General features: G+C 69.6%; 9 protein-coding genes and 1 pseudogene. 6 read left to right on the plus strand and 4 right to left on the minus strand.

Annotated features, from left to right (window positions below):
* The first annotated feature begins 1 nt into the window (after position 1).
* Positions 2 to 823: an N-acyl homoserine lactonase family protein gene (locus GT347_RS17070; protein ID WP_160553344.1), complete on the plus strand. Its 822-nt coding sequence runs from the start codon at positions 2 to 4 to the stop codon at positions 821 to 823.
* An 8-nt stretch (positions 824 to 831) separates the two neighbouring features.
* Here the strand turns inward: GT347_RS17070 and GT347_RS17075 are convergent.
* Positions 832 to 1736: pseudogene (locus GT347_RS17075) on the minus strand (LysR family transcriptional regulator).
* Between the two features lie 141 nt (positions 1737 to 1877).
* On the opposite strand from GT347_RS17075, the gene GT347_RS17080 reads away from it, so the two are divergent.
* Genes GT347_RS17080 through GT347_RS17100 form a run of 5 tightly spaced genes read left to right on the plus strand, consistent with a single transcriptional unit; the run spans position 1878 to position 7770 of the window.
* The gene (locus tag GT347_RS17080; protein ID WP_160553345.1) at positions 1878 to 3572 is read left to right on the plus strand and encodes a GMC family oxidoreductase; all 1695 of its coding nucleotides are present in this window, start codon (positions 1878 to 1880) and stop codon (positions 3570 to 3572) included.
* On the plus strand, positions 3569 to 4468 hold the full coding sequence (locus tag GT347_RS17085; RefSeq protein WP_160553346.1) for an isocitrate lyase/PEP mutase family protein: 900 nt from the start codon (positions 3569 to 3571) through the stop codon (positions 4466 to 4468). The genes GT347_RS17080 and GT347_RS17085 overlap by 4 nt, the downstream gene beginning before the upstream one ends.
* A gap of 38 nt (positions 4469 to 4506) precedes the next feature.
* Positions 4507 to 5484, plus strand: a complete 978-nt coding sequence (locus GT347_RS17090) for a Bug family tripartite tricarboxylate transporter substrate binding protein (RefSeq protein ID WP_160553347.1) — start codon at positions 4507 to 4509, stop codon at positions 5482 to 5484.
* An 11-nt stretch (positions 5485 to 5495) separates the two neighbouring features.
* Complete coding sequence (locus GT347_RS17095; RefSeq protein WP_160553348.1) at positions 5496 to 6458, plus strand: D-2-hydroxyacid dehydrogenase; 963 nt, start codon at positions 5496 to 5498, stop codon at positions 6456 to 6458.
* Position 6459: 1 nt separating this feature from the next.
* On the plus strand, positions 6460 to 7770 hold the full coding sequence (locus tag GT347_RS17100; RefSeq protein WP_160553349.1) for a glycerate kinase type-2 family protein: 1311 nt from the start codon (positions 6460 to 6462) through the stop codon (positions 7768 to 7770).
* Here GT347_RS17100 and GT347_RS17105 read toward each other — a convergent pair.
* The 3 genes from GT347_RS17105 to GT347_RS17115 all read right to left on the minus strand — a co-directional run bounded on the left by GT347_RS17105 (position 7736) and on the right by GT347_RS17115 (position 11958).
* The gene (locus GT347_RS17105; RefSeq protein WP_160553350.1) at positions 7736 to 8575 is read right to left on the minus strand and encodes a pentatricopeptide repeat-containing protein; all 840 of its coding nucleotides are present in this window, start codon (positions 8573 to 8575) and stop codon (positions 7736 to 7738) included. The genes GT347_RS17100 and GT347_RS17105 overlap by 35 nt on opposite strands.
* Positions 8576 to 8658: 83 nt before the next feature.
* Positions 8659 to 10038: an alpha,alpha-trehalose-phosphate synthase (UDP-forming) gene (otsA, locus tag GT347_RS17110; protein ID WP_160553351.1), complete on the minus strand. Its 1380-nt coding sequence runs from the start codon at positions 10036 to 10038 to the stop codon at positions 8659 to 8661.
* 36 nt (positions 10039 to 10074) lie between these two features.
* Positions 10075 to 11958: a glycoside hydrolase family 15 protein gene (locus GT347_RS17115; RefSeq protein WP_160553352.1), complete on the minus strand. Its 1884-nt coding sequence runs from the start codon at positions 11956 to 11958 to the stop codon at positions 10075 to 10077.
* Positions 11959 to 12045: the final 87 nt, after the last annotated feature.

Raw genomic sequence — 12045 nt, forward strand, 5'->3', positions numbered from 1 at the left:
GATGGGCACGCCGCTTCCCACCTACGAGATCCAGGCGGTGCGCTACGCCACCCGCGACGGCCAGCGCCGCGACCACTTCATCGGCGGCGATCCGCACGAGGCGCCGATGCCGATGGACTACTTCGTCTGGTTCATCCGCGGCGAGGGCCGCACGGTGGTGGTCGACACCGGCTTCACCGCCGAGATGGCCGAGCGGCGCAAGCGCCGGCTGCTGGGCTCGCCGCTGGATCTGCTGGCCCGCTGCGGGGTGGATCCGGCCGAGGTGCAGGACGTGGTCATCACGCATCTGCACTACGACCATGCGGGCAATCTCGGGGGCTTTCCCAAGGCCAGCTTCCATCTGCAGGAACGCGAGATGGCGTTTGCCACCGGGCGCTATATGTGCCATCACGCGCAGCGGCACAGCTACGAGCCGGATGACGTCTGCGACATGGTTCGGTTGCTCTACAAGGACCGGCTGCGTTTCCACGACGGTGATGCGGAGCTGTATCCGGGCATCACCCTGCACCGCGTCGGCGGCCATACCGACGGCCTGATGTGCCTGCGGGTGCACACGCAGCGCGGCTGGGTGGTGCTGGCCTCGGACGTCTCGCACTTCTACGAGAACGTGAACACCGACCGGCCGTTCACCCTGGCCTTCCATGTGGGCGACATGCTGGAGGGCTTCGATACCCTGCGCCGGCTGGCCGATTCGCCGGACCACATCGTGCCGGGCCATGATCCGCAGGTGTTCCTGCGTTATCCCCCGGCGGATGGCGCGGGGCAGGGCATCGCGGTACGGCTGGACCTGCCGCCCGAACGGCCCCTGCGCTACGCCGACTGAGCGCCGCCTCACCACACCCGGTCCAGCGCCTCCCAGGCGGCGGCCAGGGGGGCTCGGCGCTGCGGGAGGCCAGGGACACGAACTGCAGCTCGCAGGCGATCGATACCCGATCCGCCACGGCCAGGCCGTGCGTCTGGCTTTCGCGCATCGCGATCGCATCGCGCACCAGGCTCAGCCCCACGCCGGACTTGATCAGGTCGAGCATCGATGACTCCTGGTCCACCAGCGCCGCCAGCCGGGGAGAAAGCCCGCGCGGCTCGAAGACCTCGCCCAGCAGCCGGTGGTGCACCGACTCGGGCGGCGTGCCCAGCCAGGGCAGCGAGGCCAGCGCCTCCCAGTCGCGTCCCTGCAGCTGGGGCCCCCAGCCCGCCGGCCCGACCACGCGGTAGCTGAAGCGGTTGAGCGTGCGGACGGCCAGCGCGGGCTGCAGCGCCTGCGTGGCCTCCAGCCCGGGGCTGAGATAGAAACCCACATCCAGCGCGCCCTGCTGCACCTGGGCCAGCACGTCGCCGCTCATGCCGTGGCGCAGCTCGGTGGCCACCTGCGGCGCGGCCTCGACCAGCTCGCGCAGGTAGTCGCCCAGGCGGATGAAGGGCGGCTCCAGGATGGTGCCGATGCGCAGTTGCCCGCGCACCGTGCCCTGCAGCCGGGCGGCGGCCTGCGCGAAGTCGCCGGTCGCGGCCAGCACCCTCTCGGCCTGCGGCAGCAGGGCCGCGCCATCGGCGCTGAGGGCCAGCCCGTGCGGGGTGCGCTGGAACAGCTGCAGCCCGGTCAGCTCGGCCAGCCGCTTGAGCTGCAGGCTGATCGCCGGCTGCGAACGATGCAGGCGCAGCGCGGCGCGGGACACGCTGCCTTCCTGCGCCACGGCGACGAAGGTGCGCAGGATCTGAAGGTCGAGGGAAGCCAGGCTCATATTTGCCGAGCTTATATCCCTGTTTTGGCGAATTCATTGGCGCGTGCCCGAACGCGGTAGCAAACTCGCCCGCCAATGGACCGGAAAACCCGCGGTCCGGCAAATAACAGTCGGCCTCCAGCGCCGGCGGAGACAAAAGACGTGAGCGACACCAGCTTCGACTACATCGTCATCGGCGCGGGCACCGCCGGTGCGCTGATGGCCAACCGGCTGTCGGCCGATCCGGGCAAGCGGGTGCTGCTGATCGAGGCCGGCCGCAAGGACGACTACCACTGGATCCACATCCCGGTCGGCTACCTCTACTGCATCGGCAATCCGCGCACCGACTGGCTCTACAGCACCGAGGCCGAGCCGGGCCTCAACGGCCGCAGCCTGCGCTACCCGCGCGGCAAGACGCTGGGCGGCAGCTCCAGCATCAACGGCATGATCTACATGCGCGGCCAGGCCCGCGACTATGACGGCTGGGCCGCGATCACCGGCGACGACACCTGGCGCTGGCAGAACGTGCTGCCGGCCTTCAAGCAGCACGAGGACCACTACCTCGGCGCCAACGAGATGCACGGCGCCGGCGGCGAATGGCGGGTGGAGAAGCAGCGCCTGCGCTGGGACATCCTCGATGCCTTCTCCCAGGCCGCGCAGCAGGCCGGCATTCCGCACAGCAGCGACTTCAACACCGGCGACAACGAAGGCATAGGCTACTTCCAGGTCAACCAGAAGGGCGGCCTGCGCTGGAACAGCGCCAAGGCCTTCCTGCGGCCGATCTGCTATGGCCGGCCCAATTTCGAGCTGTGGACCGGCGCGCAGGTGATGCGCCTGCTCTTCGAGCGCCAGCCCGACGGCGGCCAGCGCTGCAGCGGCGCCGAGGTGTGGAACGGCAGCGAGCGACTCACGGTGCGTGCGGCGGGCGAGGTGATCCTCTGCGCCGGCGCCATCGGCTCGCCGCAGATCCTGCAGCTCTCGGGCATAGGCCCGGCCGACACGCTGCGCGCCCAGGGCATAGCGCCGGTGGCCGACCTGCCCGGCGTGGGCGCCAACCTGCAGGACCATCTGCAGATCCGCGCCGTCTTCAAGATCGAGGGCGCGCCCACACTCAACGTGCTGGCCTCGTCCTGGTGGGGCAAGGCGCGCATCGGCCTGCAGTACCTGGCCTCGCGCAGCGGGCCGATGAGCATGGCGCCCTCGCAGCTCGGCGCCTTCACCCGCAGCTCGCCCGACCGGCCCTGGCCCAACCTGCAGTACCACGTGCAGCCGCTGTCGCTGGATGCCTTCGGCGATCCGCTGCATGCCTTCCCGGCCTTCACCGCCAGCGTCTGCAACCTCAATCCCACCAGCCGCGGCACGGTGCGGCTGCGCAGTGCGAATTTCCAGGACGCACCGGCGATCGCGCCCCGTTATCTCTCCACAGAAGAGGATCGCCAGGTCGCCGCCGAATCCCTGCGCCTGACCCGCCGCATCGCCGCCCAGCCCGCCCTGGCGCCCTACAAGCCGCAGGAGTTCAAGCCCGGCGTGCAGTACCAGAGCGACGAGGAACTGGCCCGCCTGGCCGGCGACATCGCCACCACCATCTTCCATCCGGTGGGCACGGCCGCCATGGGCGCCGACGGCGATCCGATGGCGGTGCTCGACTCCCGCCTGCGGGTGCGCGACGGCCGCGGCGGGCTGATCGCCGGCCTGCGGGTGGTGGACGCCAGCGCCATGCCCACCATCACCAGCGGCAACACCAACAGCCCCACGCTGATGCTGGCCGAGAAGGCCGCCGCCTGGGTGCGGGCCGATGCCCGCGCCGCCGAAACCGCCACCGTCAAGACTTCCCACATTCCGGAGACCATCGCATGAACCAGACAAGCAAACCCCTCACCCGCAACCAGCGTTTCAGGGCCCTGTTCCAGCCGGGCGAAGCCTTCGTCTGCATGGGCGCCTTCGACGCCATCAGCGCCAAGCTGGCCGAGGGCGCGGGCGCGCCGGCCATCTTCGTCAGCGGCTTCGTGGCCTGCGGCGTGGAGGCCGGCGAGCCCGACATGGGTGCGCTCTCGCAGCGCGACATGTTCGAGCACATCCGCCGCGTCTGCCGCGCCACGAACCTGCCTGTCTTCGCCGACGCCGACACCGGCTACGGCGGCATGCTCGACGTGCAGCGCACCATCCGCCTGTGGGAGGAGGCCGGCGCCTCCTGCCTGCACCTGGAGGACCAGGCCCTGCCCAAGAAATGCGGCCACTTCGCCGGCAAGACCCTGGTGAGCAAACACGAGATGGTGCAGAAGGTGCGCGCCATGCTCGACGCCCGCCAGGACCCGGACTTCTTCGTCGTGGCCCGCACCGATGCGATCGCCGTCAACGGCCTGGAAGACGCCATCGACCGCCTCACCGCCTATGCCGCGGCCGGCGCCGACGGCCTGTATGCCGACGCGGTCGAGAGCGTAGCGCAGATGGAGGAGCTGAAGCGCCGACTCGGCCCGCTGGGCAAGCCGCTGCTGTTCAACATGGTCACCTCCGGCAAGAGCCCCACGCTGAGCCTGAAGGAGGTCGCCGACCTGGGCTTCTCCTTCGCCCTCTGTCCGGTGGAGCCGGTGCTGGCCATGCACAAGGCCGTCAAGACCATGATGGAAACCTTCATGCAGAACGGCTGCGACGTGCGCGCCGTGCAGGACCAGCTCACGCCCTTCGAGGAATACAACCGCTTCGTGGGACTGCCCGAATCGGTGGCGCAAGAGCAGAAGTACACCGCGGCATAAGACCGCGGCAGACCGACAACGGAGACAAGGACAAGACCATGAACTTCTTCCACAAGATCGCCTGCGCCGCCACCATGGCGACCATCGCCTGCACCGCCTTCGCCCAGGAGGCGCAGTACCCGGCCAAGACCATCCGCATGCTGATCCCGTCCACCCCCGGCGGCGGCACCGACTTCATCGCCCGCACCCTCAGCATGAAGCTGGCCGAAGCCAACCCCGGCTGGACCGTGGTGCCCGACAACCGCCCCGGCGCCGCCGGCACCCTGGGCCTGGGCGAGACGGTGCGTTCCAAGCCGGATGGCTACGAACTGGTCATCGGCCAGACGGCCAATGTCTCGCTCGCCCCCTGGCTGATGAAACTCAACTTCGACCCGGTCAAGGACCTGACCCCGGTCGCCCTGGCGGTGGAAGCGCCCATGGTGCTGGCGGTGGCCGAGAACTCGCCCTTCAAGACCTGGGCCGATGTGCTGGCCTATGCCAAGGCCAACCCCAACAAGCCGCTGAACTACGGCACCTCGGGCACCGGCAGCGTGGCCCATGTGGCGGCCGAGCAGATCCAGGACAAGAGCGGCTTCAAGCTGCAGCATGTGCCCTACAAGGGCTCGTCCCCGGCGCTGGCCGACCTGATGGGCGGGCACCTGGACCTGGCCGGCACCTCGCTGGCCTCGGCTCTGCCGATGCTGCAGGGCGGCAAGATCCGCGCGCTGGCCGTCACTTCCGCCAAACGCGCGACGGCGCTGCCCAATGTGCCGGCGCTGTCGGAACTGGGCTACCCCGGCTTCGCCATGGTGGAGTGGTATGGCGTCTTCGGCCCGGCCAACCTGCCGGCGCCCATCGCCGACAAACTCAACACCGAAATCAACAAGGCCCTGCAGCGCCAGGACGTGCGCAGCGCCATCCTGGCCCAGGGCCAGGAGCCCAAGCCCGAGAGCCGGGCCGCTTTCGCGGCCATGGTGAAATCCGACAACCAGACCTCGCAGGCCATCATCTCCAAGGCCGGCATCAAGCTCGAATAAACCAGCAGCCCATGAACATCGTCTTCCTCGACCGCGCCACGCTTTCGCCCCAGACCACGCTGCCGGCCTTCGGCTTCGAACACCGCCTCGAAGTCTTCGACCGGACCCGGCCCGAGGAGGTGGCCGCGCGCATCGCGGATGCCGACATCGTCATCGTCAACAAGGTCAAGCTGCCGGCCGAGCTGCTGGCCGCCGCGCCCCGGCTGAAGCTGGTGGCCGTGGCCGCCACCGGCACCGACAACGTGGACATCGCCGCCTGCGCGGCCCGCGGCATCGCCGTCAGCAATATCCGCAACTATGCGAAGCATTCGGTGCCGGAGCACACCTTCGCGCTGATCTTCGCCCTGCGCCGCAGCATCGTGGCCTATCGTGAGGCGGTGCGCGCGGGCCGCTGGCAGCAGGCCGGGCAGTTCTGCTTCTTCGACTATCCGATCCGCGACCTGGCCGGCTCCACCCTGGGCATCGTCGGCGACGGCGCGCTCGGCAACGCGGTGGCGGCCATGGGCCGGGCGCTGGGCATGAACGTGCTGTTCTCGGCGCACAAGGGCCGCGGCGGGCAGGGCTCGCTCTACACGCCTTTCGAGGAGGTGCTGGCGCGCTCCGACGTCATCACCCTGCATTGCCCGCTGCGGCCGGCCACCCGCAACATGATCGGCGCGGCCGAGTTCGCGCTGATGCGCAGGAAGCCCCTGCTGATCAACACCGCACGCGGCGGCCTGGTGGACGAGTCCGCGGTCGGCCCGGCACTGCAGGCCGGCCAGATCGGCGGCGCCGGCTTCGACGTGACGAGCGTCGAGCCGCCGCCGGCCGACCATCCCTTCATGGCGCTGCTGGACCGGCCCGACTTCATCCTCACCCCGCATGTGGCCTGGGCCGCCGACGAGGCGGTGCAAAGCCTGGCCAACCAGCTGGTGCACAACATCGAGGCCTTCCAGCGCGGCGAGCCGGTCAACCTGGTCAAGCCGGCGGCCTGAGATGGTGGACATGAGCGACCCGCGCGCCCTGCTGCGCCAGCTCTACGACGCCGCCGTGCGGCGTGCCCAGCCGCTGCACACCATCGGCCCCTTCCTGCCGCCGCCGCCGCGCGGCCGCACGGTGGTGATCGGTGCCGGCAAGGCGGGCGGGGCGATGGCGCAGGCGGTCGAGGCGCTGTGGCCCGCCGATGCGCCGCTGGGCGGCCTGGTCGTCACCCGCTACCACCATGTGCCGCCGCGTCCCGCCGGCCTGCCCGAACGCATCGAGGTGGTGGAGGCCGCGCATCCGGTGCCCGACGCGGCCGGCCTGGCCGCCGCCGAACGCATGCTGGACCTGGTGCGCGGACTGGGGCCTGACGACCTGGTGCTGTGCCTGATCTCCGGCGGCGGCTCGGCCCTGCTGACCTTGCCCTGCGAAGGCCTGACGCTGGCCGACAAGCAGCGCATCAACCGCGAACTGCTGCTGTCGGGCGCCCATATCGGCGAGATGAACTGCGTGCGCAAGCACCTCTCGCGCATCAAGGGCGGCCGGCTGGCGGCGGCCTGCGGCCAGGCCCAGGTCCTGACCCTGGCGATCAGCGACGTGCCGGGCGACGACCCCGCCGTCATCGCCAGCGGCCCCACCGTGCCCGACCCGACCACCTGCGCCGATGCGCTGGACATCCTGCGCCGCTACGGCATCGCCTTGCCCGATGCGGTACGTGTGCAGCTCGAATCCGGCGCGCTGGAAACACCCAAGCCGGGCGACGCCGTCTTCGCCCGCCAGCGGGTGGAACTCATCGCCACGCCGCAGCAATCCCTGGAAGCGGCCGCGGACGCGGCACGCGCCCTGGGCCTGACGGCGCATGTGTTGAGCGACGAGATCGAAGGCGAATCGCGCGAGGTCGGCAAGGTGCATGCCGCCCTGGCCCGCGCGGTGGCCCGGCGCGGCCAGCCCTTCGCGGCGCCCTGCGTGATCCTGTCCGGCGGCGAAACCACGGTCACCGTGCGCCCCCAGCCGGCCGGCACGCCCAAGGGCCGCGGCGGCCGGGCAGGCGAGTTCTGCCTGGGCCTGGCGCAGGCCCTGCAGGGCGAGCCGGGCGTCTGGGCGCTGGCGGCCGACACGGACGGCATCGACGGCGTGGAGGACAACGCCGGCGCCTTCGTCGCGCCCGACACCCTGGCGCGCGGCGCCGCGGCCGGCCTGTCGCTCGCCGATCACCTGGACCGCAACGACGCCTATGCCTGGTTCGACGGCCTGGGCGATCTGCTGGTCACCGGGCCCACCCACACCAACGTCAACGATTTCCGCTGCCTGCTGGTGCAAGGCTGAGCGCGGCCGGCGCTTCCCGCGGCGGCTCCGCCACGGGCATTCGCAGGATGCGGCCCAGCAGGGCGCGCACCCGGCGGTTGGGCTTGAGGCCATCGGCCTCCATGCAGCGGAGCACCTGGAGCGCGTCGGCCGGCTGCCGCGCATCCCTGCATGCGCTGAGCGTGACGAAGTAGAACTGCTGGTCGGGGAAGATGCCCAGAAAGCGGCCGTGCTGCCGCACCTCGCGGAAGTAGAACGATGCCTTCGCGAGGTCGTGCGCGCAGCCGTAGGCATGGATCAGGCTGGTGTAGGTGCACAGGTCCGGTACGCATTTGCCCCGATTCATGTCGTCGACCGCGGCGGCTGCCAGGTCGGTCTGCCCGAAGCGGCCGCTGGTGGCGATGATCGCGTTGAACAGCGTCGTATCCGGCTGGAAACGGACACCGTCCGGGTTGGCCACGGCCTGGTTGAGCTGGGCCAGGCAGGCCAGGGTTTCCTCCAGGCTCTTGGCCATGGCGAGCCGGTGGGTGGCGAACTTCAGCAGGGAGTCGTGGCTGGAGATGCCGCGATGGAAATTCCGCATCTTGCGGAAGATCTGCCGGGCGGACTCGTACTGCCGACCGTGCGAGATCAGGATGCCGGCATCGGTGCCGGATGGGCGAAAAAGCTCGTTTTCGCCGGCCGCGCGAGCCGTGGCCACGGGCAGCGCCTCCTGTCCTGCGGGCAAGCCGGCGCTTTCGGGCTCCAGCGCCTGCAGCCCATTCGCAGGCCTTTCGGGAGGGGGCCAGGCCGGGGGCGCGGCGGCGCCATTGAGACGGAGGTCCATGGGGCACGATTCTTGGAAATCCGCGCCCTTCGACCCGGCCCCGCAGCCGCAGCGCTACCCGCCCGCGCGAAGGCGGGCCCGGCTCAGCTGCCCGACTGCTCCAGCACTTCCAGGAAGGTGCGCCGCCACCAGTGCACGTCCTGGGCCCGTATGCCGGCCAGCAGCTTCTGGTGGCGCTGCTGGCGTTCTTCCAGCGGCATGCGCAGGGCGCGCTGCAGGGTCTCGGCCGTGCCCTGGGTGTCGTAGGGATTGACCAGCAGCGCGTCCTTCATCTGCTCGGCCGCACCCGCGAAACGCGACAGCACCAGCACACCCGGATCGGCCGGGTCCTGCGCCGCCACGTATTCCTTGGCCACCAGGTTCATGCCGTCGCGCAGCGGCGTCACCAGGCCGACGGCGGCGGCCCGGCACAGGCCCGGCACCCGTTTGCGGGCCACGTTGCGGTGGATGTAGCGGATCGGCATCCAGTCCAGCTCGCCGTAGTCGCCGTTGATCGCGCCGCACAGGCCTTCCAGTTCCACCCGGATGTCGGTGTACGCATCCACGCTCTCGCGCGTGGGCGAGGCGATCTGGATCAGCGTGGCGCTGTCGCGGTTCTCCGGATAGAGCTTGAGCAGTTCGCGGAAGGCCCGCACCCGGTGCGGTATGCCCTTGGAGTAGTCCAGCCGGTCGATGCCCAGCAGCAGGCGGCGCTTGTGGTACTCCTCCTTCATGCGCAGATAGGTGTCGCGGCCTTCCTTGGCATGGGTCAGCGCGGCGAACTCGTCCACGTCGATGCCGATGGGAAAGGCCTGGCAGGTGATGGTGCGGCCGAAGGCGCGATAGCGGTGTTCGCCCAGCGCCTCGGCGCCCATCTCGGCCTCGGCATAACGGCTGAAGTGGGTGGCATCGGCCTCGCTCTGCAGGCCCACCACGTCGTAGGAGAACATGGAACGCATCAGCCACTCGTGCTGCGGGATCGCGGCCAGGATCAGCTGCGGCGGCAGGGGGATGTGCAGGAAGAAGCCGATCTTCTGCTTGCAGCCCATGGCGCGCAGCTCGGCGGCCAGGGGGATCAGGTGGTAGTCGTGCACCCAGATGACATCGTCGTCCTTCAGCAGGGGCAGCAGCTTGCGTGCGAACAGCTGGTTGACGCGGCGGTAGCCGCCGATGTGGTCGGCATCGAAATGCGCCAGGTCCAGCCGGTAGTGGAACACCGGCCAGAGCACGCCGTTGCTGTAGCCCAGGTAGTAGCTGTCGTGGTCCTCGCGGCAGAGGTCGACGGTGGCCAGCTTGACCGGGCCGGACTGCTGCTGGTGCAGCTCGCCTTCGCCGGGCGTGCCGCCCTCGATGATGTTGCCGCTCCAGCCGAACCACATGCCGCCGGTCTTGTTCAATGCCTCGCCCAGGGCCACGGCCAATCCGCCTGCCGCGGCCTTGCGCGGGTCGGCCACGCGGTTCGATACGACTACCAATCTACCCAAACCAAATCCTTTCAGCCTCGCGGCTTTCTCTCGTTTTCAAATGACGCTGTCCCAGGGAGCGGACAGGCGCATGGCGGCGTTGATGATGCCCACCATCGAATAGGTCTGCGGGAAGTTGCCCCACATCTCCTTGGTTTCCGGATGGGTGTCCTCGCTCATGATGCCCAGGTGGTTGCGCGCGGCCAGCATGGTCTCGAAGATGCTGCGGGCCTCGTCCTTGCGGCCGATGCGGGCCAGGGCGTCGATCAGCCAGAAGGTGCAGATGTTGAAGGCCGTCTCGGGCTTGCCGAAATCGTCCGGCGCCTCGTAGCGGCGCATGTAGGGGCCGTCGCACAGGCTCTTCTGCATGGCTTCCACGGTGGAGACGAAACGCGGGTCCTTGGGGTCGATGAAACCCACCTCGGCCATCAGCAGCACGCTGGCGTCGAGGTCGCGGCCGCCGAAGCTCTCGGCGAAGGCCTGGCGCTCCTCGCTCCAGGACTTGGCGATGATCTCCTCCTGCATGCGCCTGGCGTGGCCATGCCAGTACTCGGCGCGGTCGGGCAGGCGCAGCTTGTCGGCGATCTTGGCGATGCGGTCGCAGGCGGCCCAGCTCATCAGCGCCGAGGACGTATGGATGCGCGCCCGGGTGCGCAGCTCCCACATGCCGGCGTCCGGCGTTCCGTAGACGGCGATGGCCTTCTCGCCGATGGTCTCCAGCTGCACGAACTCGGCCTTGCCGGCACGGTGCAGCAGGCGCTGGTCGTGGAAGGCCTGGGCGGCGCCCAGCACGATGTTGCCGTAGACGTCGTGCTGGAAATGCTCCTGCGCCTGGTTGCCCACCCGCACCGGGCCCATGCCGCGGTAGCCGGCCAGGTGATCGACGAAGGATTCGGGCAGCTGCTGCTCCATGCCGATGCCGTAGAGCGGCTGCACATGGCCGCCGCGGGCGGAGATCACCACGTTGCCGAGCCAGCGCAGGTAGTCCTCCATGGTGCCGAGTTCGGACAGGCTGTTGAGCGCCCGCACCACGAAGAAGGCATCGCGCAGCCAGCAGAAGCGGTAGTCCCAGTTGCGCTGGCTGCCCGGCGCCTCGGGGATGCTGGTCGTCATGGCCGCGACGATGGCGCCGGTCTCCTCGAAGAGCGAGAGCTTGAGGGTGATGGCGGCGCGGATCACGGCGTCCTGCCACTCCAGCGGCAGGTGCAGGCGCTGGGTCCACTTGCGCCAGTAGGCGATGGTTTCGCGTTCGAACTCGCGGGCGGTGTCGGCGATGCCGCTGTGCAGGGTCTCGTCGGCGCCCAGCATGAAATGCAGGTCGTGCGTGAGCATGAAGGGCGTCTTCGACAACACATGCGAGATGGGCGCATCGGTGTTCAGCCGCAGGATCATGTCCTGGCCGACGAAACGCATGTGGTTGCTGCCGCGGGTGATCTTGGGCGTCTCGCGGCCCCAGTCGAACTTCAGGTTCAGGTTCACCCGGATGCGCGGCGAGCCGTGCAGCGCACGCACCCGGCGCACCAGCATCTGCGGGCGGAAGAAGCGATTGCGGGAGAAGAAGCGCGGCGCGAAATCGATGATCTCGATCGCATGGCCGGCCTTGTCGTAGAGCCGGGTGCGCAGCACCGCGGTGTTGAGTTCGTAGACCTGTTCGCTGCGCTCGAAGTCCTCGATCTCGATGTCGAAGGCCGTGCCTTCCGGGCCGGGCTGCAGCAGGGCGTTGAAGACCGGATCGCCGTCGAAGCGCGGCATGCAGCACCAGACGATGCGGCCGCGGATGTCGACCAGGGCGCTCAGGCCGCAGTTGCCGATCAGGCCGACACGCAGCGAGGGATCGGCCGGCGGGCCGAAGCCGGGTTCGCGGGCCGCTTCACGGGCGGCTTCGCCGGCGATGGCGGCGGCGGATGCGGCGGCGGAGGTGGGGGTTTCGGGCAGGCTCATCGGCGTTCTTTCTGGCTGTCTCTGCCTGGCCCGGCGGCGGGGGAGAAGGTTCCCCGCCTCGGCGAGGCAGAACAAGGACGTTGACGA

The organism is Xylophilus rhododendri, assembly GCF_009906855.1.
Classification (GTDB): Bacteria; Pseudomonadota; Gammaproteobacteria; order Burkholderiales; family Burkholderiaceae_C; genus Xylophilus; species Xylophilus rhododendri.

What these genes read in the sequence shown, in the direction of transcription:
- GT347_RS17100 (WP_160553349.1), top strand. Translation starts at nt 6,460, where the DNA reads ATGGTGGACATGAGCGACCCGCGCGCCCTGCTGCGCCAGCTCTACGAC.
- GT347_RS17070 (WP_160553344.1), top strand. Translation starts at nt 2, where the DNA reads ATGGGCACGCCGCTTCCCACCTACGAGATCCAGGCGGTGCGCTACGCC.
- GT347_RS17105 (WP_160553350.1), bottom strand. Translation starts at nt 8,575, where the DNA reads ATGGACCTCCGTCTCAATGGCGCCGCCGCGCCCCCGGCCTGGCCCCCT.
- GT347_RS17115 (WP_160553352.1), bottom strand. Translation starts at nt 11,958, where the DNA reads ATGAGCCTGCCCGAAACCCCCACCTCCGCCGCCGCATCCGCCGCCGCC.
- GT347_RS17090 (WP_160553347.1), top strand. Translation starts at nt 4,507, where the DNA reads ATGAACTTCTTCCACAAGATCGCCTGCGCCGCCACCATGGCGACCATC.
- GT347_RS17085 (WP_160553346.1), top strand. Translation starts at nt 3,569, where the DNA reads ATGAACCAGACAAGCAAACCCCTCACCCGCAACCAGCGTTTCAGGGCC.
- GT347_RS17095 (WP_160553348.1), top strand. Translation starts at nt 5,496, where the DNA reads ATGAACATCGTCTTCCTCGACCGCGCCACGCTTTCGCCCCAGACCACG.